A 21,435-nucleotide genomic window follows, 5' to 3' on the forward strand; every position below is an offset into this window, starting at 1 on the left:
CAGCGTGTGCTCCCACTCGTGCTCGCAGCACCTCCGGCAGTCAGCTTGCCATTCACCGCTCTCACTCCTGATTCTAATACCCCCTCAAGACACAAGCCGGCTTGCCGGCGATGGGCTGCGTAGCGGCCCGATACTCCACTGGCCGTCATCCGCTTCCTACGGCATCATTGCAGAATTTGTCCGGCAGCCCATAAGGACCGCCCATGAATCTGCCCCCCCGCCAACAACAAATTCTCGAGCTGGTCCGCGAACGCGGCTACGTCAGCATCGAAGAAATGGCGCAGTTGTTCGTCGTCACCCCGCAAACCATCCGCCGCGACATCAACCAGCTCGCCGAGCTCAACCTGCTGCGCCGCTACCACGGGGGTGCCGCGTATGACTCGAGCATCGAGAACACCGCCTACGCCATGCGCGCCGACCAGATGCGCGACGAGAAGCAGCGCATCGCCGAAGCCGTGGCCTCGCAGATTCCCGACCATGCCTCGCTGTTCATCAACATCGGCACAACGACCGAATCGATCGCCCGCGCGCTGCTCAACCATAACCACCTGAAGGTGATTACCAACAACCTGCACGTGGCCTCGATCCTGGCGGCCAAGGACGATTTCGAAGTACTGGTGGCAGGTGGCACGGTGCGCCGCGATGGCGGTGTGGTCGGCCAGGCCAGCGTCGATTTCATTAACCAGTTCAAGGTTGACTTCGCCTTGGTTGGCATCAGCGGCATCGACGAAGATGGCAGCCTGCTGGACTTCGATTACCAGGAGGTACGGGTTTCCCAGGCCCTGATCGCCAATGCACGCCAGGTTATCCTGGCCGCCGACTCCAGCAAGTTCGGGCGCAATGCCATGGTTCGCCTGGGCTCGATCAGCCTGGTGGACTGTTTGGTGACCGACCAGACGCCGACGCCTGCCCTCGCCCACTTGCTTAACCAGTACAAGATCCGCCTCGACGTGGTGTGAAGCAGATTGTGGGACTGAAGCGTATGGATTGAGATTTTTATCGCTCTCAAGATCGAGCGCCGCTCGCGCGGCGCATCGCGAGCAAGGCTCGCTCCTACGTTTGTTTCCGGCCAATTATTCCTGTGGCATTGGCGCGCGGCCCCTTGGCGCCCGCCTCAATGTCGCGTCGGACCAACCAGGCGGTCGCGTGCGCTGGCACAGGCGTGACTGGCCCGAAACAAACGTAGGAGCGAGCCTTGCTCGCGATGCGCCGCGCGGGCGGCGCTCGATTTCGACAACGCCTAATGAATCAAGCCCTACACCCGAATTTTCGTAAATGTTCACTTTATTGTCATCCGATCAGTATTTTCTATAAAGACTGACTGGATACCCGCCTTCTGTTGCGCTAGTATTTTCGGAAACGAACATCAATGTTCATATTCGATGTGAACAGCCCCAGGAGGCCTTGCCCGTGTCCCAGTCCGTTTCGTCCCAGCCCCCCCTCACCGACTGCTATGACCTCGCCGTGATCGGCGGTGGCATCAATGGTGTGGGCATTGCTGCCGACGCCGCCGGGCGCGGCCTGAAGGTGTTCCTTTGCGAAAAGGACGACCTGGCGCAGCACACATCGTCGGCGAGCAGCAAGCTCATCCATGGTGGCCTGCGCTACCTGGAGCACTACGAGTTCCGCCTGGTGCGTGAAGCCCTGGCCGAGCGCGAAGTCCTGCTGGCCAAGGCGCCGCACATCGTCAAGCCGATGCGCTTCGTGCTGCCCCATCGCCCGCACCTGCGCCCGGCCTGGATGATCCGTGCCGGCCTGTTCCTCTACGACCACTTGGGCAAGCGCAAGCGCCTGGGCGCTTCGCGCAGCCTGCGCTTTGGCCCTGGCTACCCGCTCAAACCGGCCATCACCCGCGGTTTCGAATACGCTGACTGCGCCGTGGACGACGCCCGCCTGGTCGTGCTCAATGCCATGGCAGCCCGCGAAAAAGGTGCGCACATCGTCACCCGCACCCGCTGCCTGCGTGCCGAGCGTGTCGATGGCGTGTGGCAGGTCGAACTGCAGCATGCCGACGGCAGCCTGCAGAGCATTCGTGCCCGCGCCCTGGTCAATGCTGCTGGCCCATGGGTAGCCAGCTTCATCAAGGATGACCTCAAGCTGGATGCGCCTTACGGCATCCGCCTGATTCAGGGCAGCCACCTGATCGTCCCGCGCCTTTACGAAGGCGAGCACGCTTACATCCTGCAGAACGAAGACCAGCGCATCGTGTTCTGCATCCCTTACCTGGACCGCTTCACCCTGATCGGCACCACCGACCGTGAATACAGCGGTGACCCGGCCCAGGTGAAAATCACCGAAGCCGAGACCGACTACCTGCTCAAGGTGGTCAACGCGCACTTCAATCATCAGCTCAGCCGAGCCGACATCCTGCACACCTACTCCGGCGTACGCCCGCTGTGTAACGACGAGTCGGACAACCCGTCGGCCGTGACCCGCGACTACACCCTGGCGCTGTCGGCAGGTGAAGGCCAGGCGCCGTTGCTGTCGGTGTTCGGCGGCAAGCTCACCACGTACCGCAAGCTGGCCGAATCGGCCATGGCCGAGCTCAAGCCATACTTCACCCAGATGCGCGCCAGCTGGACCGCTACAGCGCCGCTGCCAGGCGGGGAAGATATGACGACTGCGCAGGCACTGACTGACGCCATTCTGGCGCAGTACGGGTGGCTGCCGGTGGACATCGCCAAACGCTGGGCAGTGACCTACGGCAGCCGCGTATGGCGCCTGCTTGATGGTATTCAGGGCCCGGAAGACCTGGGCCAGGCCATTGGCGGCGGTCTCTTCAGCCGCGAGGTCGATTACCTGCGCAGCGAAGAGTGGGCTGTAGATGCCGCCGACATCCTGTGGCGCCGGACTAAATTGGGCCTGTTCACATCACCGGCGGAACAGCAGGCGCTGCACGACTACCTGGAGAAAGCACCAGCAAGCCAGATATCGTTCAAGGCCGCTTGAAGCCGACGTTGAAGCCAGTGCCGCCTTAGCGGCACCCGCTCACGGTAATAAACCGCCGATACTGAACCAACGGTCAAACGCCTCACGGGCCAACGTTAGAATCAAGCTGCGCTCGCCCTCCTGTATGGCTTGCACGATACCTTCGCAGTACGTCAGGTACTGCTCCTCAGTGACCTCTCCCGCTTCTGCACGCTCGCGGTAGGCCTCTTCTGGAGCCCGGAACGCGTCCACCAGCGCTGTGAAGCGGCGCTCGTAGCGGTCTCGCACGTAATGTTCCCAAAACGCCTGATCAGCCAGCGCCTGAGTCAACCGTTCTGGGGTCTCTGCGCGCAGTACCTCGATCCTGGCGTTATTCAGGTCGGCAGGTGTTAGACCGGCGTAGGCTTCGTAATGCAGGGCTGCAGGTTGGGCCGGCAAGCGCAGCGGGCCCGCCAACCGCACACGGTAAGTGAGATAGACTTCGATATCGTCCACGTCGTGCCCTGCTGCGCGAATCCCCTGGATACGCCGCGTCGCGATCTCGTCAAGCGCGTCCAGACGGAACAGTGAGCGGCTCAGGCGCATCAGCTCAACCTCACTTTGCGCAATGGACATCCCCGAGGTGTGCCGGTGGATCAACACCCTCACCTCCATCTGGCTGAACAGCCACAACAGGCGGTCCTGGCAGGAAGCGTTGCCGCCCGACATGATGAACAACTGTTCACGCAGCTCAGTGTTCTGCTCGCAGGCCTCAATGATGTTCCAGACCCTGGCCCGGTAATAGGCTGGCCGCTGCGCGAAGTCGGAGGATCGAGCGAAGTCGCGGATAAAGTTGAAGAAAGGCCGGGACGTGCTTTCCAATTGCAGGTTACGCCACTGCATCTCGCGCTCGCTGCGCTGCATGCCCGTCGAGCCGAGCAACCATTGTTCGCGTTCGTTTGCCTGCACTAGATGATGACGGAACGACGGGCTATGTACGACTTCGTGATGGTGGCTACCTGATGGGCCAGGCAGTTGCTCCAGGTAATGCTCGCTCGCTTCATCCAAGGGGTTGTCATGCAGGGCCATGCGTTGCAGACGTTGGCGAAGGCCGTGCAAGTCCCGATTGACTTGGCGAATCTGGTTGTTGCGCAGGTCGGCGATGCCCCGCAACGGCACCTGCTGCAGGCGCGACGGGAATGCTCTGATGCCAGTCGAACGCAGCCCCAAGGGCCTGAGGTGAATCAACCCACGGACATCGGGGGCAAACCCAAGTGGGTTGTAATTGAGTTCCAGCGTTTGTAGATGGGTCAAGGTATTGAGCCGGCGGTTGCCGGCGACGTCCATGATGATCCGGTTGTGGTCCAACTGCAGCCCCCGCAGTTGCGTGAGGCGCTCTACTCCCGGCGGGATGGCGGCAAGATGATTCTCGCGCAGGTCAAGCTCGCGCAAATTAGGGAAGCGAGCGAGGAAGTCGGGGTCAATGTCTGACAAATCCATGTCGCGCAGGGTCAAGCGCGTGACATGTGGGAAACTGACTCCCCCTTCCAGTACTGGCAAGCTGCCGACACGCTCACCGCGAATGTCCAGCGCGTAAGTACCATCGCTGCGCAAGCCTGTCTTGCAGCGCCAGCAACGACGGATACTATTGGCTACCCGGCCACGCCGGAGCAGGTCCAGCACGCCAGAGTGTTCCATGCGCCATCGCCGCAGGACCTGGCGCAGGCCCGACAAGTGCTGGCTGAGTTCACTGTAGTGCTGCCATGGGTCGACCCCGCGCGCAATCAGGTCCAGCAGATAGCGTTGCAACTGGCTCTCGCCGAGGGTTGGGAATATTTGCCGCATCCCACGCCGGCTGGCCTGCCCGCGGCTTTCGCCCCGGCCACTCAGAGGGTAACCGAGGCGCCCGTCGCCCCACCGCACCGGTGGCCGCACGCCACCGCCTATCGGCGCCTGGCCGATCAACTGCGCGGCCAAGTCGCGATGGCTGCGGGCGTGTTCGGCCAGCAGGTCGCTCAATGTTCGCGTGTCCAGCGTGCGGGTCCCCAGTGCGCCTGTTTGCGCTTCACTCAAAGTCAACGAAAGTGCCTGCAGCAGGCTGTCAGTTGGAGCAGAGCCTGCCAACGGCTCGCCCGTCGCAGCATAGGCGCTGTAGCCAGTTGGGGTTTTGACGATACTGAACCGCTGAGCGGCGGTATCCGGGCCCGCGTGTGCCAATACCGCCCCTGTGCGGCTGTCGGCTCGCACTTCGACGGCATACGGCTCCAACCACGGCGCCAAATGTTCGATAAGGCCAACGGCCAATTTCGCGGTGTCGGCATTGGCTGCCGAAGCCTGACGTAAACCTGCACAGGCACGGTCAAGGCGGCTGTCACGTAAAAACCAGCGCGCGCGTTCAGCCAAGGCCAAGGGGACGCGATCACTGGCGAGCATCTGCTCGACCTGCTGGCTGTCGACCTGCTGGACAATTTCATGGGCTCCGCGTTGCGACAGGCCAGGAAAGTCCCGACGCAGCACGACACTGGCCAATTCCTCATTGTCTTGCGATGTGCTGACCAGAAACTCGAACGCTTCGCCCTGCACGGTGGGGAATTGCTCATGCAAGCGGTAGCGCTCCAAGGCATCGAGCAACCGTGCGGGAGGTGGGGCATTTTCCAGGTGCAGACGCCTCAGCTGTGCGTCATCTAGGCCCGTGCTGTCGAGCACCCTGCGTACTTCTTCATCGCTGACGTCGGCCAGTTCAGCGCTCAACCGCCGCATCAAGCGCGCAGGCTCCGCCCACTCTTCTGCACGTTCCAGCGCATGCCGCCAGCCGCCAGTGCCGTTATGCTCGAGCATCGGCTGAAAAGCCTCGCTGCGCTGAGGATGACGGATGAACAGGTGCTCGCCATCCTTGTAGCCCGCCAACTGAAAACTGGCTTCGTGCAACTTCAACTGCCACTGGTCATTCTCCGGGATCAGCTCGCCAACCGTCACGCCCCGCTCCTTTACCCGGTAGGCAGCCAGATCATGGGCACAGAGCTTGACGTGACCGGCATCGGTGCAAATCGGCGACAGTTCATCGACAAACGCAATACGCTTGAGCACTTGCCCCGCCACTGCAGTGCCAGCCCCTATCGCGGCCCCCAGTGCGACGCTTTCAGCGACACCGAACACGTGTTCCAGCGCCCCCTGGCGATCGCCCAGTTGCCAATCCTGGTAACCCTCGTAGACCTCATCGGCAATCTGCACGGCAGCGACCGCGAGCATCAGTTCCCCCACTACCGGCATGAACAACCCGGCCAGGTTCAATAACGTCAGCCCCGCTTGCTGATACCCCTTGAGCCGCTCGTCCCGCGCCGCGCTGTCCTCATCGGCCGTCGGAACGGCCAACACGCGGGCGTCGTCGAGCATCTTCTCGATGCGCGCGGCGCGTAAAAAGGCAAACAATGGTTGAGTGATAGCGAAGTCACGACCATCGAGCTTCAGTACTGCGCCCTCGGTGCTCGACGACAGTAAGCGCCTCAAGGTGCCAAAAAATGCGACCCGGTCGCGCTCGGCGATGAACCGCGCAATAAACGCCGCATAGTGAGGGTCACGCAGGCGCAGCCCCATGGCCTGATAAAACGCCCACCAGGTTTCGAATACCTGCACGGGTTGCAAGGGGTCCCCGGGAATCCAGAGCATGATGCCCCGCAGAATAGCCTGATCCCGGTCTTGGATCTCGATGGCCACCACCCCGTGCAGGCACTTGCCCAACAGGTACACCTGGCGGGTACTCAACACTACCGGGTAGGCAGGTACTACGGCTGGCTTGGCGAAGATCGGCAGCGTTTGCAGGAAGTGGGCATGGCTGATCTCGCCTTTGAGGGCTGCCAGGCGTACAGCCGCTTCCATCGATGAGCGCAGGGCCTCCTCCAGCAATGCCTCGACCTCGCGAAGGGCCTGGCCAGCTTCATCCCCTGGCCGATCTTTTGGTAACAGATGCTCACGCAGCAAGACCTGGTAGCGGCCACCCAGATCGAGCGTGCGGCACAGCTTGGCGAAGCGCTCGAACGATACCGCCAGGGTGACGCCGGACACGTCACGCAACGAGACCTGCGTGAACGGGCCTGGCTTGGTTTGCGCCTGGGTGAAATTGTGCAGTGCCGTCGTCAACAGGGGTTGAGTCGAAATACGGGTGATGTTCGGCGATGGGGTCGGCGGAATGGGCATCGCCAGAATGATCTGCACCACCTTGCGCAGCGTTGCCTTGCGTACATCAGTGTTTACCCGAAAACGCTGTCGTAACGCTTCTTGCAGCAACGTCGCAGCAAAATCATCCAGGGGCGGAATGCGGCTTAACACCTGCCGGACACGCTCGGCACTGTCCTGCTGCTGGCGCAGGGCCTGGTGAAGCGCACGCTGCTGTTCGACCGGGGCAGACGTGAGCCAGGCCGGCAAACGTTGAGAAATCAGGGCGTCAATCGAAGCAGGCGCTTCATCGGCAGAATGGGTCATGGCAGTGAGATCCGTAAAAACCGCTAACAGACCACACGGCAAACCGTCACCTGCGGTAACTAAATCAAGGCACCATTCATTCGGGTTTCCGAACACCAAAAGCCAACCCATTCGGAATCACGGACAACACATGCTGTCGATTTACTGTCAAAAAAGATCGATACCCCGTAATTTCGGGGCGTTATGATCAAGAAGGAAGCTTGGCACGACTCATGCTCTACACTCTTTAGCCGAATGCACCCGCTTCATGTTGTATTCGTTGAACGAAAGAGTCCGCCAACGGCTCCATAAAAAAAACAAACATGTCGAGGAAAATTTGATGCGTATCGTTCGTCAATTGCTGGGCGCCGCTATCGCGGCTGCAGTCATCGCTTCGCCGGCCATGGCCGAGGAGCTGACCGGCACCCTGAAGAAGATCAAGGACTCGGGCACCATCACATTGGGCCACCGCGACTCCTCCATTCCATTTTCCTACCTGGCAGGCAAGCCGGAGCCCGTGGGCTACTCCCACGACATCCAGCTGGCCGTGGTCGAGGCCCTGAAAAAACAACTGGGCACCGACATCAAGGTCAAATACAACCTCGTCACCTCCCAGACCCGCATCCCGCTGGTGCAAAACGGCACCGTCGACCTGGAGTGCGGCTCCACCACCAACAACGTCGAGCGCCAGCAGCAAGTCGGTTTCTCGGTCGGCATCTTCGAAGTCGGCACCCGCCTGCTGACCAAGGTCAAGGACGGTCAGCCTTCCTATAAAGACTTCCCGGACCTGGCTGGCAAAAACGTGGTGACCACCGCCGGCACCACCTCCGAGCGCATCCTCAAGGCGATGAACGCCGACAAGCAAATGAAGATGAACGTGATTTCCGCCAAGGACCACGGTGAAGCCTTCAACATGCTCGAAAGCGGCCGCGCCGTGGCCTTCATGATGGACGACGCCCTGCTGGCCGGTGAAATGGCCAAGGCTCGCAAACCGGCCGACTGGGTTATCACCGGTACCCCTCAGTCGTACGAAATCTACGGCTGCATGGTGCGCAAGGAAGACGCTGCGTTCAAGAAAGCGGTCGACGAGGCCATCGTGGCTTACTTCAAGTCGGGCGAAGTCAACAAGAGCTACGACAAGTGGTTCATGCAGCCAATCCCGCCAAAGGGTCTGAACCTGCAGTTCCAGATGAGCGACGAGCTGAAAAAACTGATCGCCGAGCCGACCGACAAAGCGGCGGACGAGAAGAAGTCCTGATCCTCAGATAGTGGCCTGGTGCGCATGCGCACGAATCAATTCTGCAGGCCACTCATTAGTGTCTAACCTTTCATCCGAGGGCGCCAAGCGCCCCCGGATGCTCGAAGGTGCCCGTGAAACAACCGTCTGAGGGGAAATCCCGATGAATTACAACTGGGACTGGGGCGTGTTCTTCAAGTCCACCGGCGTGGGCAGCGAAACCTATCTGGACTGGTACATCACCGGCCTGGGCTGGACCATCGCCATCGCCATCACCGCCTGGATCATCGCGCTGCTGCTGGGGTCTGTCCTTGGCGTCATGCGTACCGTGCCGAACCGCCTGGTATCGGGCATCGCCACTGTCTATGTGGAACTGTTCCGCAACGTGCCGCTGCTGGTGCAGCTGTTCATCTGGTACTTCCTGGTACCGGACCTGCTGCCCGAAGGCCTGCAGGAATGGTTCAAGCAGGACCTCAACCCGACCACCTCGGCGCTGATCAGCGTGGTTGTGTGCCTGGGCCTGTTCACTGCGGCCCGTGTCTGCGAACAAGTGCGCACCGGCATCCAGGCGCTGCCCCGCGGCCAGGAATCCGCAGCCCGCGCCATGGGCTTCAGCCTGCCGCAGATCTATACCAACGTGCTGCTGCCGCAAGCCTACCGGATCATCATTCCGCCGCTCACGTCCGAGTTCCTCAACGTGTTCAAGAACTCCTCGGTGGCCTCGCTGATCGGCCTGATGGAGCTGCTGGCACAAACCAAGCAGACCGCAGAGTTCTCTGCCAACCTGTTCGAGGCGTTCACCCTGGCCACGCTGATCTACTTCACCCTGAACATGGGCCTGATGCTGCTCATGCGCCTGGTCGAGAAAAAAGTCGCAGTACCTGGCCTGATTTCCGTGGGGGGCAAGTAAATGGACATGGATTTCAGCGAAATCATCCCCGCCCTGCCCGCCCTCTGGGAAGGCATGATCATGACCCTGCAACTGATGGTCATGGGCGTGGTCGGCGGTATCGCACTCGGCACCGTCCTGGCGCTGATGCGCCTGTCATCAAGCAAGCTGCTGTCGAGGGTGGCGGGCGCTTACGTCAACTACTTCCGCTCGATCCCGCTGCTGCTGGTGATCACCTGGTTCTACCTGGCAGTGCCGTTCGTGCTGCGCTGGATCACCGGTGAAGATACGCCGGTCGGTGCGTTCACCTCCTGCGTGGTCGCGTTCATGATGTTCGAGGCGGCCTACTTCTGCGAAATCGTCCGTGCCGGTGTGCAGTCGATCTCCAAGGGCCAGATGGGCGCCGCGCAAGCGCTGGGTATGAACTACGCCCAGACCATGCGCCTGATCATCCTGCCCCAGGCCTTCCGCAAGATGACCCCTTTGCTGCTGCAGCAAAGTATCATCCTGTTCCAGGACACCTCGCTGGTGTACACCGTGGGCCTGGTCGACTTCCTCAACTCGGCACGCTCCAACGGCGACATCATCGGGCGCTCTCATGAGTTCCTGATCTTCGCCGGGGTCGTCTACTTCCTCATCAGCTTCTCCGCTTCGTGGCTGGTCAAGCGCCTGCAAAAAAGGATCACCGTATGATTTCCATCAAGAACGTCAACAAGTGGTACGGCGACTTCCAGGTACTGACCGACTGCAGCACCGACGTCAAGAAGGGTGAAGTGGTAGTGGTGTGCGGGCCGTCGGGCTCGGGCAAGTCCACCCTGATCAAGTGCGTCAACGCGCTGGAGCCGTTCCAGAAGGGCGACATCGTGGTCGATGGCACCTCGATTGCCGACCCAAAGACCAACCTGCCGAAACTGCGCTCGCGGGTGGGCATGGTGTTCCAGCACTTCGAGCTGTTCCCGCACCTGACCATCACCGAAAACCTGACCATCGCCCAGCGCAAGGTGCTCGGCCGCAGCGAGGCAGAAGCCTCCAAAAAAGGCCTGGCCCTGCTCGATCGCGTCGGCCTCAGCGCGCATGCCAAGAAACACCCCGGCCAGCTTTCCGGCGGCCAGCAGCAACGGGTGGCGATCGCCCGCGCCCTGGCCATGGACCCAATCGTCATGCTGTTCGACGAACCCACCTCGGCACTGGACCCGGAAATGGTCAGTGAAGTGCTCGATGTGATGGTTCAGCTGGCCAACGAGGGCATGACCATGATGTGCGTGACCCACGAGATGGGCTTTGCCCGCAAGGTCGCCAACCGGGTCATCTTCATGGACAAAGGCAGCATCATCGAAGACTGCACCAAGGAAGAGTTCTTCGGCGACCAGAACGCCCGCGACCAACGCACCCAGCACTTCCTCAGCAAGATCCTGCAACACTAAGCCGGCCTCAGCCTCCGCTGCCCGCCCCCATCGGGCAGCGGACGCTGGTCGTGACAAGGCCACTGTGATGAAATGCGATCCTTCGCTTCTTCTCCCTGCCAGACCTGCCGTGAATTCCCGCCTGATTCGTCAATTGCTGTTACCCCCCCTGATCATCCTGCTGATGGTCGGCCTCGGTATGGCCGGTTACCTGGTCAGCGAGAGCAATGGCATCCGCAGCCTGAGCGAAAACGGCGAGCGTCAGCTGGAGCTGCACGCGCGCACGGTCGAGAGCGAGATCAGCAAATACACCTACCTGCCCAGCCTGCTGGAGCTTGAAGACAGCGTCTCGCACCTGCTCACCGAGCCCGATGGCGGCTCCCGCCAGGCGGTCAACGAATACCTCGAAGGCCTGAACCGGCGCAGCCGCAGCCGGGCAATCTTCGTGCTCGACACCAACGGCCGGGTGCAGGCCACCAGCAACTGGCGCGATGCCGATTCGTTTCTGGGTGAAGACCTGTCGTTCCGGGCCTACTTCCAGACTGCCGTGCGCGGCGAACCCGGGCGCTTCTATGGCATCGGCAGCACCACCGGCGAGGCCGGCTACTACTTGGCCCATGGCCTGGAAGAACACGGCAAGATCATAGGCGTTGCGGTGATCAAGGTACGCCTGGACACCCTCGAAGAACGTTGGCAGCGTGCCCGCCTGGAAGCGTTCGTCAGCGATGAGAACGGCATCATCATTCTGTCCAGTGACCCGGCCCGGCGCTTGAAGTCGGTGCGCCCGCTGACCCCGCAAATCAAGGAACGCCTGGCGCGTAGCCTGCAGTATTACTGGTGGCCGCTGAACGAGCTGCAACCTCTGGCGCGGGAAACCCTCGCCGATGGTGTTGAAAAGCTGACCTTCCCGGCCAACAGCGAAACAGCGCAAGGCAAGGCCCATGAAGTGGCCTACCTGGCCCAGACCCGTCGCCTGGTCGACACCCCGTGGCATTTCACCCTGCTGACCCCGCTGCAAGACCTGCGCCGAGAATCGATGGTGCAAGGCATCCTGGTCGGGGTGGCATTCGCCCTGCTGGCCATCCTGGGCATCGCCTGGAACGAACGCCGCAAAGTCATCGCCACCCGCTTGGCTGCCCGTGAGGCGCTGCAGGAAGCCAACAGCCAACTCGAACGCCGCATCACCGAACGCACCGCCGACTTGCGCGCCAGCAATGAGCGGCTGAAGGGGCAGATCCGCGAGCGCCGGCATGCTGAGCAAACCCTGCGCCATGCCCAGGATGAGCTGGTGCAGGCGGGCAAGCTGGCTGCCATCGGGCAGATGTCGACCAGCATCGCCCACGAACTCAACCAGCCGCTGGCCGCGCTGCGCACGTTGTCCGGCAACACCGTACGCTTCCTCGAACGTGGTGCGCTGGAAACGGCCAGCACCAACCTGCGTACCATGAACGACCTGATCGACCGCATGGGCCGTATCACCGCCAGCCTGCGTTCATTCGCCCGCCGTGGCGACGACGGTGGCCAGGCCTCGCTGGCCAAGGCAGTGGACGCCACCCTGCAGGTACTGGCCAACCGCGTCAGTGGCTGCCACTTGCAATTGCACAACCAGTTCGAAGACCATCAACTGGCCATCGACCAGACCCGCCTGGAGCAGATCCTGGTCAACCTGATCGGCAACGCCATCGACGCCATGGCGACCCAGCCCCTACCAGAGCTGTGGCTCGAAGGCGAACTGCAGGGTGACAAGTATCGCCTGCGGGTGCGCGACAACGGCCATGGCATCGACGCCGAGGCACGCAAGCATTTGTTCGAACCCTTCTTCACCACCAAACCGGGCGAACATGGCCTGGGCCTGGGGCTGACCTTGTCGGCGAGCCTTGCCGCCGCTGCCAAGGGCAGCCTGAACGTCGAGCATCCTGTCAGTGGCGGCACGGCCTTTGTGCTTGTCCTGCCCCTGGTATCCCCCCCTAGCGAACCGGCAGAGCACCCATGAACCAAGCGCCTCTCACCGTCCTGATTGTCGAAGACGACCCGCATGTGCTGCTCGGCTGCCAGCAGGCATTGGCCCTGGAAGACATTGCCTGCGAAGGGGTCGGCAGCGCCGAACAGGCCCTGGAACGCATCGGCGACGACTTTGCCGGCATCGTCGTCAGCGACATTCGCTTGCCAGGCATCGATGGCCTTGAGCTACTCAACCGCCTCAAGGCCCGCGACCGCAGCCTGCCAGTGGTGCTGATCACCGGCCACGGCGATATCGACATGGCGGTAGGCGCCATGCGCAACGGCGCCTACGATTTCATGGAGAAGCCCTTCTCGCCCGAGCGCCTGGTCGACGTGGTACGCCGCGCCCTCGAACAGCGCGGCCTGTCCCGCGAGGTGGTTGCCTTGCGCCGCCAGCTGGCCGAACAGAGCAGCCTGGAGGGCCGCATCATTGGCCGCTCGCCGGCCATGGAGCACCTGCGGGAACTGATCGCCAACGTCGCCGACACCTCGGCCAACGTGCTGATCGAAGGCGAGACCGGCACCGGCAAAGAACTGGTCGCCCGCTGCCTGCACGATTTCAGCCGCCGCCAGGGCCAACCCTTCGTGGCGCTGAACTGCGGCGGCCTGCCCGAAAACCTGTTCGAGAGCGAAATTTTCGGCCACGAAGCCAACGCCTTTACCGGCGCAGGTAAACGCCGAATCGGCAAGATCGAACACGCCAATGGCGGCACGCTGTTCCTCGACGAGGTCGAGAGCATGCCGATCAACCTGCAGATCAAACTGCTGCGGGTGTTGCAGGAGCGCACACTGGAGCGGCTGGGCTCGAACCAGAGCATCGCGGTGGATTGCCGGGTAATCGCCGCGACCAAGTCCGACCTCGATGCCATGGGGCAGAACGGGCAGTTTCGCAGTGACCTGTACTACCGGCTGAACGTGGTGACGCTGGAGCTCCCCCCCCTGCGTGAGCGCCGCGAAGACATCCTGCAGTTGTTCGAACACTTCCTGCAGCAATCGGCCCTGCGCTTCGACCGTGAAGCACCGACGCTGGACAGCCAGACCTTGTCGCGGTTGATGGCCCATGACTGGCCGGGCAACGTGCGTGAGCTGCGCAACGTTGCCGAGCGTCATGCGTTGGGCTTACCGGCCTTCAAGAAGGGCCCGAGTGGCGGCGCCAGCCAGGGCCTGGGCTTTTCCGAGGCGGTGGAGGCGTTTGAACGCAACCTGCTCAGCGATGCCTTGCAACGCACCGGCGGCAACCTCAGCCAGGCCAGCCAGGAGCTGGGCATGGCCAAGACCACGCTGTTCGACAAAGTGAAAAAGTACGGGCTGGGCTGAAAAACGGCGGCGCCTGCTTCGCGGGCAATGCCAATCTCACAGACCCGCAATATGCGTCACATCCTGCCGATGCGATTGCAGGTAAGGCAGCACCGCCCCCAACAACGGCGCCTTGAACGGCTCCTGAAAGCGGTGCGCCAGCCCCGGTATCAAGCGCAGCTGGCTGCCCTGGATATGCGCCGCCAAGTGCACCCCATGCATCACCGGCAACAACGGGTCGGCCGTGCCATGCACCACCAGCGTCGGCACGCGCAGCTGGTTGAGCAACGCCACCCGGCTCGGTTCGGCCAGGATCGCCATGATCTGGCGCTTGGCGCCATCCGGGTTGAATGCCCGGTCATAGGCCACCGCCGCCTGCTGCAACAAGACGGCCCGATCATCACGCACCTGCGGGCTGCCCAGTGCCGCCAGCAAATCAGCCTGCTGCTCGATCGCTACCTCACGGTTGGGCGCACTGCGCCGGGCCAACAGCTGCACCAGGGCAGGGGCCGGCGCCGGCAGCCCTGCCGCGCCTGAGCTGGACATCACCAGTGTCAGGCTACGGACCCGCGCCGGCGCCATTGCCGCCAGGTGCTGGGCAATCATCCCGCCCATGCTGACACCCAGCACATGAAACTGGCGTATGCCCAATGAATCCATCAAGCGCAGCCCATCCCCCGCCATATCAGTGAGCGTGTAGGGGGCGGAAACCGGCAGGCCGAGCTTGTAGCGCAGCAGCTCGACCGTCAGGTTGGCCGAGGGTGGCAGTTGGTTCCAGCGCGACAGGCCGACATCGCGGTTGTCGTAGCGTATGACCCGAAAACCCTGGCGGCACAAAGCCTCGACCACGTCGTCCGGCCAATGGATCAGTTGCCCGCCCAGGCCCATGACCAGCAGCAATGCAGGGTCTCGCGGCGCACCGACGCTTTGGTAAACCAGGCTCAAATCACCCAGTTCAGCCCGTTGTACCGCTACCTGCGTGTCACAGCGTTGGTCGGCGAAACTCGCCGGCACGCTGAAAAGGAAGAAGAGAAACAGCAGCAAAGCCCGCATGAAAGAAACACCAGAATGCAAATCCCCAGTAGAGCGCGAGTTTGATGAATTTCTGCCGGGCGCGCTGCCACAGTTCAGTGACAGTTTGATGACCCCCGCTGAGTGGTGTGGCCAACGGTCCAGTCGACAGCCTGGGCAACATGAGCGAAACTCAACTCAATTCTTTCCCTTTGGCATTCAACCCTCGGAGTCAGCAGTGCTGGAGATCCGCCACCTGAAAACCCTTCATGCCCTGCGCGAGGCCGACAGCCTGGTAGAGGCCGCCGAACGCCTGCACCTGACACAGTCGGCGCTGTCGCACCAGTTCAAAGAGCTGGAAGAGCGCCTGGGCTTGCCGCTGTTCGTGCGCAAGAGCAAACCGATCCGCTTCACCAGTGCCGGCCTGCGCTTGCTGCAACTGGCAGATGCCACACTGCCGCTGCTGCGCGGCGCCGAGCGTGACATCGCGCGCTTGGCCGGTGGCACCGCCGGGCGCTTGCACATGGCCATCGAATGCCACAGCTGCTTCCAATGGCTGATGCCGACCATCGACCAGTTCCGCGATGCCTGGCCGGAAGTCGAGCTGGACCTGGCCTCGGGTTTCGCCTTCGCTCCCCTGCCCGCGCTGGCCCGTGGCGACCTGGACCTGGTGGTCACCTCCGACCCGCTGGACCTGGCCGGTATCACCTATGTGCCGCTGTTCACCTATGAAGCCATGCTCGCCGTGGCCAACCAGCACCCGCTGGCCAGCAAGCCTTACATGGTGCCGCAAGACCTGCTCGACCAGACCCTGATCACCTACCCGGTGGAACGCGATCGCCTGGATATCTTCACCCGCTTCCTGGAGCCGGCCGACATCGAGCCAGCCGCCGTGCGTACCTCGGAGCTGACGGTGATGATGATGCAATTGGTCGCCAGCGGCCGTGGCGTGTGCGGCATGCCGCACTGGGCACTGCACGAGTACAGCTCGCGGGGCTACGTGAAAGGCAAGCGCCTGGGCGAAAAGGGCCTGTTCGCCACGCTTTATGCGGCGGTGCGCACCGACATGCTCGATGCGCCGTACATGCGCGATTTCTTGCTGACCGCCAAGGACACCTCGTTCGCTACCCTCGATGGGGTCAGCGCTGTACGCTGACGGCCTGGCGGTACAACGGCAGGATCAGGTCGCGGGTTAGCGGCGCCAGCTCAAGCGCAGGCGCCTGGTCCGCCGCCAGCCACACCACTTCTTCGATTTCCGCCGCCGGGGTCACGGCTTCGGCGCTGTCGACGCGAAACAGTTCGGCTTGCACCTGGTAGCCTGGCTCGTTGGCAGCCGGCGCGCTGAACTGGCCGAGGTGGATGGCCTGGGCGGGGTCGATGCGCAGGCCCAGTTCCTCATGCAGCTCACGCACCAGCGCCTCTACCGGCGACTCACCCGCATCGATCTTGCCGCCGGGCTGCATGAAGGCCACGGTGCCGCGCTTGCGCACCAGCAAGGTGCGGCCCTGGGGGTCGATCAGCAGGGCGGCGGCGATGCGAAGGGTGTTGGGCATGGGATGGGCTCGCTGGAAAAGCCTGAGAGGATCCCATGGGGTTGATCGCCTGACAAGGTCGGTGCAGCCTGCCCTCACAGACGAACGGCCCCTTGCCAATCCGCCGCCCACCCGCCATAACCAACACATGAGCCTACCCGCCCAACAGCACCCGGTGCTGGCGCTGTTCCACCCCGCCGTCGGCACCTGGTTCCGTCGCCATTTCGCCACGGTCACCGACGCCCAGGCGCGTGCCTGGCCATTGATTCACGGCGGCCAGTCGATGCTGCTGGCCGCACCGACCGGCTCCGGCAAGACCTTGAGCGCCTTTCTGGCCGTGCTCGATGAACTGTTCTGCCAAGGCCTCCAACACGGCGGCGAACTGCCCGCGTGCACCCAAGTGGTGTATGTCTCGCCGCTCAAGGCGCTGTCCAACGATATTCGCCTGAACCTGCAAGCGCCGCTCGAAGGCATCAGCCAGGCGCTGGAAGACCAGGGCCTCAAGCCGCCCCGCATCAGCACCGCAGTGCGCACCGGCGATACACCACAAAAAGAACGTGCAGCCATGCGCAAGCTGGCCCCGCATATCCTGGTGACCACGCCGGAATCACTCTATGTGCTGATGGGCTCGGCCTCGGGCCGCGCGGGCCTTGCCAGCGTGCACACAGTGATCGTCGATGAGATCCATGCCCTGGCCGGCAACAAACGGGGGGCACACTTGGCACTGACCCTGGAGCGCCTGCAGGCGCTGAGCGGGCGGCCGTTACGTCGTATTGGCCTGTCGGCCACCCAGCGGCCGGTGGAGCGCGTGGCGCAATTTCTGGTCGGCCATCAGCGCCCTTGCGCGATCGTCGACATCGGCCACGCCCGCCGGCGCGACCTGGCCCTCGAGGTGCCGCCCGTGCCCTTAGGCGCAGTCATGGCCACGGACGTGTGGAACCTGGTCTACGACCGCCTGGCAACCCTCGCCCGCGAGCACCGCACCACGCTGGTGTTCGTTAACACCCGGCGCCTGGCCGAACGCTTGACCCGTCACCTCAGCGACCGCCTGGGCAAGGACGCGGTGGCCGCTCACCACGGCAGCCTGGCCAAGGAACTGCGCCTGGATGCGGAACAGCGCCTGAAAACCGGCCAGTTGCAGGTGCTGGTGGCCACGGCGTCACTGGAGTTGGGCATCGACATCGGCGATGTCGACCTGGTCTGCCAGATCGCCTCACCGGGCTCGATCGCGGCCTTCTTGCAACGCGTTGGGCGCTCCGGGCACCAAGTCGAGGGCATCCCCAAAGGGCGCCTGTTCCCCACTTCGCGCGACGACTTGATCGAATGCATCGCCCTGCTGGACTGCGTGCGCCACGGGGAGCTCGACCAACTGCACATTCCCACTGCGCCCCTCGACGTGCTGGCCCAGCAGATTGTCGCCGAAACCAGTAATCAGCCCTGGCAGGAACAAGCGCTGTTCGACTGCCTGCGCCAGGCAACGCCTTACGCCGAACTCGACGTCAACCATTATCAGGCGCTGCTGCGCATGCTCGCCGAAGGCTATAACGGCCGCCAGGGCATCCGTAGCGCCTACCTGCACCGCGACGCGGTCAGCGGCACCTTGCGCGGCCGCCGCGGCAGCCAACTGACTGCGCTGACCAGTGGCGGGACCATCCCCGAAACCGCCGACTACGCGGTGCTACTCGAGCCGCAGGCACTGAACATTGGCAGCGTCAATGAAGACTTCGCCGTGGAAAGCATTGCCGGCGATATTTTCCAATTGGGCAACGCCTCCTACCGGATCTTGCGCGTCGAATCGGGCCGGGTGCGGGTAGAAGACGCCCACGGCCTGCCGCCGACCATCCCTTTCTGGCTGGGCGAAGCACCGGGGCGCAGTGACGAATTGTCCGCCGCGGTCGCTCGGCTGCAGGCACGCATTGATGAGCGACTGGGGTTGCCCGGCGCCGACAGTACCGCCGTGCAGGGCTGGCTGCAGCGCACCTTCGAGCTGGGCGAAGACAGCGCCAGCCAGTTGCTCGATTACCTGGGGCGCACCCGCGACGTGCTGGGCGCCCTGCCCTCGCAACAGACGCTGATCATGGAGCGCTTCTTCGATGAGTCCGGCGGTACCCAGCTGATCATCCACTCGCCCTACGGCAGCCGCATCAACCGTGCCTGGGGCCTGGCCCTGCGCAAGCGCTTTTGCCGTACCTTCAATTTTGAACTGCAGGCGGCGGCCAGCGAAGATGCCATCGTCCTGTCGCTGTCCACCAGCCACAGTTTTACGCTGGATGAGGTGTGGCGCTACTTGTCCAGCCGCAGCGCCGAACAGCTTCTCATCCAGGCCCTGCTCGATGCGCCATTGTTCGGCGTGCGCTGGCGCTGGAACGCTGCCGTGGCCATGGCCTTGCCGCGCTTCGTCGGTGGGCGCAAGGTGGCCCCGCAGCTCCAGCGGATGAAAAGCGAGGACCTGATCGCTTCGGTGTTCCCCGACCAGATCGCCTGCCTGGAAAACATCGCCGGCGAACGGCAGATTCCGGATCATCCGCTGGTCGAGCAGACCCTCGACGACTGCCTGCACGAAGCCATGGACAGCGAAGGCTGGCTGGCCTTGCTGCGCCGCATCGAAGGCGGTGAGGTGCGCTTGCTCAGCCGTGACCTGCCGGCCCCGTCGCCACTGGCCTCGGCCATCCTCAACGCCAGGCCCTACGCCTTTCTTGACGATGCGCCCCTGGAAGAGCGACGCACCCAGGCCGTGCTAAACCGGCGCTGGAACGAACTGCACAGCGCGGATGAGCTGGGCGCGCTGGACACCGATGCCATCGCCGCCGTAGAGAGCGAGGCCTGGCCGCAAGCGGCTAACGCCGACGAGATGCACGAAGCGTTGATGAGCCTGGGGGCCATCACTGTCCATGAAGTGCAGGCCAACGCCCCTTGGGATTTACTGCTTCGGCAACTGGCCAAAGCGGGGCGCGCCCTGCGCCTGCCGGATCAACAGCTGTGGCTCGCGCGTGAACGCCTGAGCCTGCTGCAACGTGTGTATCCAGGTTCAGTCACCGAACCTGCGCTGAACGTGCTGCCAGGCTTCGAGCAGGCCATCGAGGCGGACGATGCGCTAAGCGAACTGCTGCGTGCCCGCTTAAGTGGCCACGGCCCGCAAACCGTGGCGCAGATCGCCACCCCTCTAGGCAAGCCGCAGCCAGACATCGAACAGGCCCTGGCCCGCCTGGAGGCCGAGGGCTACGTGTTGCGCGGCTATTTCAGGCCTGCGGAACAACAGCTGCAGTGGTGCGAACGGCACTTGCTGGCGCGCATTCACCGCTACACGGTCAAACGCCTGCGCCGGGAGATCGAACCGGTCAGCCTGCAAGACTTCATGCGTTTTCTGTTCGACTGGCAGCACCTGGCCGCAGATGAGCGCCTGCGCGGGCCACAGGCCGTAGCTGAAGTGCTGGCACAGTTGCAGGGCTTCCCCGCTGCGGCCGGCGCCTGGGAGGCGGAGCTGCTGCCGGCACGCATCCAGGACTACAGCCCGCACTGGCTCGACGACACCTGCCGCAGCGGGCAGTTTGTCTGGAGCCGGCTGGCGACCACGGTGGCCAGCACGACCTTGGCCAGTACACCGCTGGTGCTGCTGCCGCGCGAACACCTGGGCCTCTGGCGCAGCCTGGCGCCCGTACCGGCAGTAGACGAGCTCGGCCCGCGGGCGCAACGCGTGCATGACGTGTTGCAGGCGCATGGGGCGTTGTTCTTCGATGAACTGACGCAGGAAGCCCACCTGCTGCCCAGCGAACTGGAAACCGCATTGCAGGCACTGGTGGGCTTTGGCCTGGTGGGTGCCGACAGCTTCACCGGGCTGCGCAGCCTGATCACGCCAGCGGCAAAACGCACCTCGCGCAACAGCAGGCGCGGCCATGCCCCCCTCTCCACCAGCATGGCCCACGCCGGCCGCTGGGCGCTGTTGCGCAGGGGCACTGCTGCAATAGACGACAGCCAGCGTCTGGAGCACATCGCCCGCGCCCTGTTGCGCCGCTATGGGGTGATCTGCTGGCGGCTGCTGGAGCGGGAAAGTGATGTATTGCCGCCCTGGCGCGAATTGCTGCGTTGCTATCACCGCCTGGAGGCCCGCGGCGAAATCCGGGGTGGGCGCTTCATTGCTGGGCTGGCCGGTGAGCAGTTCGCCTTGCCAGAGGCTGTGGGCCTGTTGCGGCAAGTGCGCCGGCGTGAGCTGGAGGGCGCACTGGTGATGGTCAGCGCCAGCGACCCGCTCAATGTGGTCGGGTCATTGCTGCCGGGGGCGAAACTACCCGCGGTGAGCGGTAACCGCTTGCTGTACCGCGATGGGGTGCCGGTGGCGGTGCGAGTCGCCGGGCGTTACCAGTTCCTCATCGAGGCCTCGGTGGAGGAACAGGACACCTGGCGCCGCAGGTTGTTGAGCGATGCACGCTGAAGCGCCCCCAATTACTTCTCCTACCCTGCCGATCACTACCTTATGTTCCGGACAATCTGGAGGACTCGAATACGTGTAGGAGATAAGCATTGACCTATCATTTTTGCCAGTTGTGCTCCTGAGTTCGGTGTCTGACACTGAAGCTCGGCATCTTTTTATCACACGCGAGCAGACGATGAACTCATATCCACCGGGGACCCATTTATACTTTTATCAGGGCAATAGACTAAGCACGGTGAAACTACGAGACCACCATAGCGCAGTATTTCGCC

The 21,435-nt window shown here is 63.1% G+C and carries 13 protein-coding genes; 10 read left to right on the plus strand and 3 right to left on the minus strand.

Features of this window, described 5'->3' with window-relative positions; all coding sequences use genetic code 11:
* The first annotated feature begins 203 nt into the window (after positions 1 to 203).
* On the plus strand, positions 204 to 959 hold the full coding sequence (glpR, locus tag HU750_RS05565; protein ID WP_186677481.1) for a DNA-binding transcriptional repressor GlpR: 756 nt from the start codon (positions 204 to 206) through the stop codon (positions 957 to 959).
* A gap of 451 nt (positions 960 to 1,410) precedes the next feature.
* Positions 1,411 to 2,949 carry a glycerol-3-phosphate dehydrogenase gene (glpD, locus tag HU750_RS05570; RefSeq protein ID WP_186677483.1) on the plus strand — a complete coding sequence of 513 codons (1,539 nt, stop codon included), beginning with the start codon at positions 1,411 to 1,413 and terminating at the stop codon, positions 2,947 to 2,949.
* A gap of 39 nt (positions 2,950 to 2,988) precedes the next feature.
* On the opposite strand, the gene HU750_RS05575 is transcribed toward glpD, so the two are convergent.
* Positions 2,989 to 7,386, minus strand: coding sequence for an NEL-type E3 ubiquitin ligase domain-containing protein (locus HU750_RS05575; RefSeq protein ID WP_186677484.1), 4,398 nt, complete (start codon positions 7,384 to 7,386; stop codon positions 2,989 to 2,991).
* Positions 7,387 to 7,705: 319 nt separating this feature from the next.
* On the opposite strand from HU750_RS05575, the gene HU750_RS05580 reads away from it, so the two are divergent.
* From HU750_RS05580 to aauR, 6 genes are all read left to right on the plus strand, one after another.
* Positions 7,706 to 8,623 (plus strand): glutamate/aspartate ABC transporter substrate-binding protein, encoded by a 918-nt coding sequence (locus HU750_RS05580; protein ID WP_027594181.1) that lies wholly within the window; start codon positions 7,706 to 7,708, stop codon positions 8,621 to 8,623.
* A gap of 142 nt (positions 8,624 to 8,765) precedes the next feature.
* On the plus strand, positions 8,766 to 9,512 hold the full coding sequence (locus HU750_RS05585; protein ID WP_027594180.1) for an amino acid ABC transporter permease: 747 nt from the start codon (positions 8,766 to 8,768) through the stop codon (positions 9,510 to 9,512).
* A complete protein-coding gene (locus HU750_RS05590; protein WP_099455152.1) occupies positions 9,513 to 10,184 on the plus strand; it encodes an amino acid ABC transporter permease in 672 nt (223 codons plus the stop codon). It abuts the gene before it with no gap.
* Positions 10,181 to 10,915, plus strand: a complete 735-nt coding sequence (locus HU750_RS05595; RefSeq protein WP_027594178.1) for an amino acid ABC transporter ATP-binding protein — start codon at positions 10,181 to 10,183, stop codon at positions 10,913 to 10,915. The genes HU750_RS05590 and HU750_RS05595 overlap by 4 nt, the downstream gene beginning before the upstream one ends.
* 67 nt (positions 10,916 to 10,982) lie before the next feature.
* Positions 10,983 to 12,887 (plus strand): two-component sensor histidine kinase AauS, encoded by a 1,905-nt coding sequence (aauS, locus tag HU750_RS05600; protein WP_186677485.1) that lies wholly within the window; start codon positions 10,983 to 10,985, stop codon positions 12,885 to 12,887.
* On the plus strand, positions 12,884 to 14,212 hold the full coding sequence (gene aauR, locus HU750_RS05605) for a two-component response regulator AauR (RefSeq protein WP_085273564.1): 1,329 nt from the start codon (positions 12,884 to 12,886) through the stop codon (positions 14,210 to 14,212). The genes aauS and aauR overlap by 4 nt, the downstream gene beginning before the upstream one ends.
* A gap of 36 nt (positions 14,213 to 14,248) precedes the next feature.
* On the opposite strand, the gene HU750_RS05610 is transcribed toward aauR, so the two are convergent.
* On the minus strand, positions 14,249 to 15,244 hold the full coding sequence (locus tag HU750_RS05610; RefSeq protein WP_186677487.1) for an alpha/beta fold hydrolase: 996 nt from the start codon (positions 15,242 to 15,244) through the stop codon (positions 14,249 to 14,251).
* A 196-nt stretch (positions 15,245 to 15,440) separates the two neighbouring features.
* Between HU750_RS05610 and metR the strand changes: the two genes are divergently transcribed.
* Complete coding sequence (metR, locus tag HU750_RS05615) at positions 15,441 to 16,358, plus strand: transcriptional regulator MetR (protein ID WP_027594174.1); 918 nt, start codon at positions 15,441 to 15,443, stop codon at positions 16,356 to 16,358.
* Here the strand turns inward: metR and HU750_RS05620 are convergent.
* On the minus strand, positions 16,342 to 16,755 hold the full coding sequence (locus HU750_RS05620) for an NUDIX hydrolase (protein ID WP_186677489.1): 414 nt from the start codon (positions 16,753 to 16,755) through the stop codon (positions 16,342 to 16,344). The two genes, metR and HU750_RS05620, sit on opposite strands and share 17 nt — an antisense overlap.
* Positions 16,756 to 16,882: 127 nt before the next feature.
* On the opposite strand from HU750_RS05620, the gene HU750_RS05625 reads away from it, so the two are divergent.
* Positions 16,883 to 21,163 carry a DEAD/DEAH box helicase gene (locus HU750_RS05625; RefSeq protein ID WP_186677490.1) on the plus strand — a complete coding sequence of 1,427 codons (4,281 nt, stop codon included), beginning with the start codon at positions 16,883 to 16,885 and terminating at the stop codon, positions 21,161 to 21,163.
* Positions 21,164 to 21,435: the final 272 nt, after the last annotated feature.

Source organism: Pseudomonas sp. SWRI50 (genome assembly GCF_014269095.1).
In the GTDB taxonomy this organism is placed as follows: Bacteria; Pseudomonadota; Gammaproteobacteria; order Pseudomonadales; family Pseudomonadaceae; genus Aquipseudomonas; species Aquipseudomonas kermanshahensis.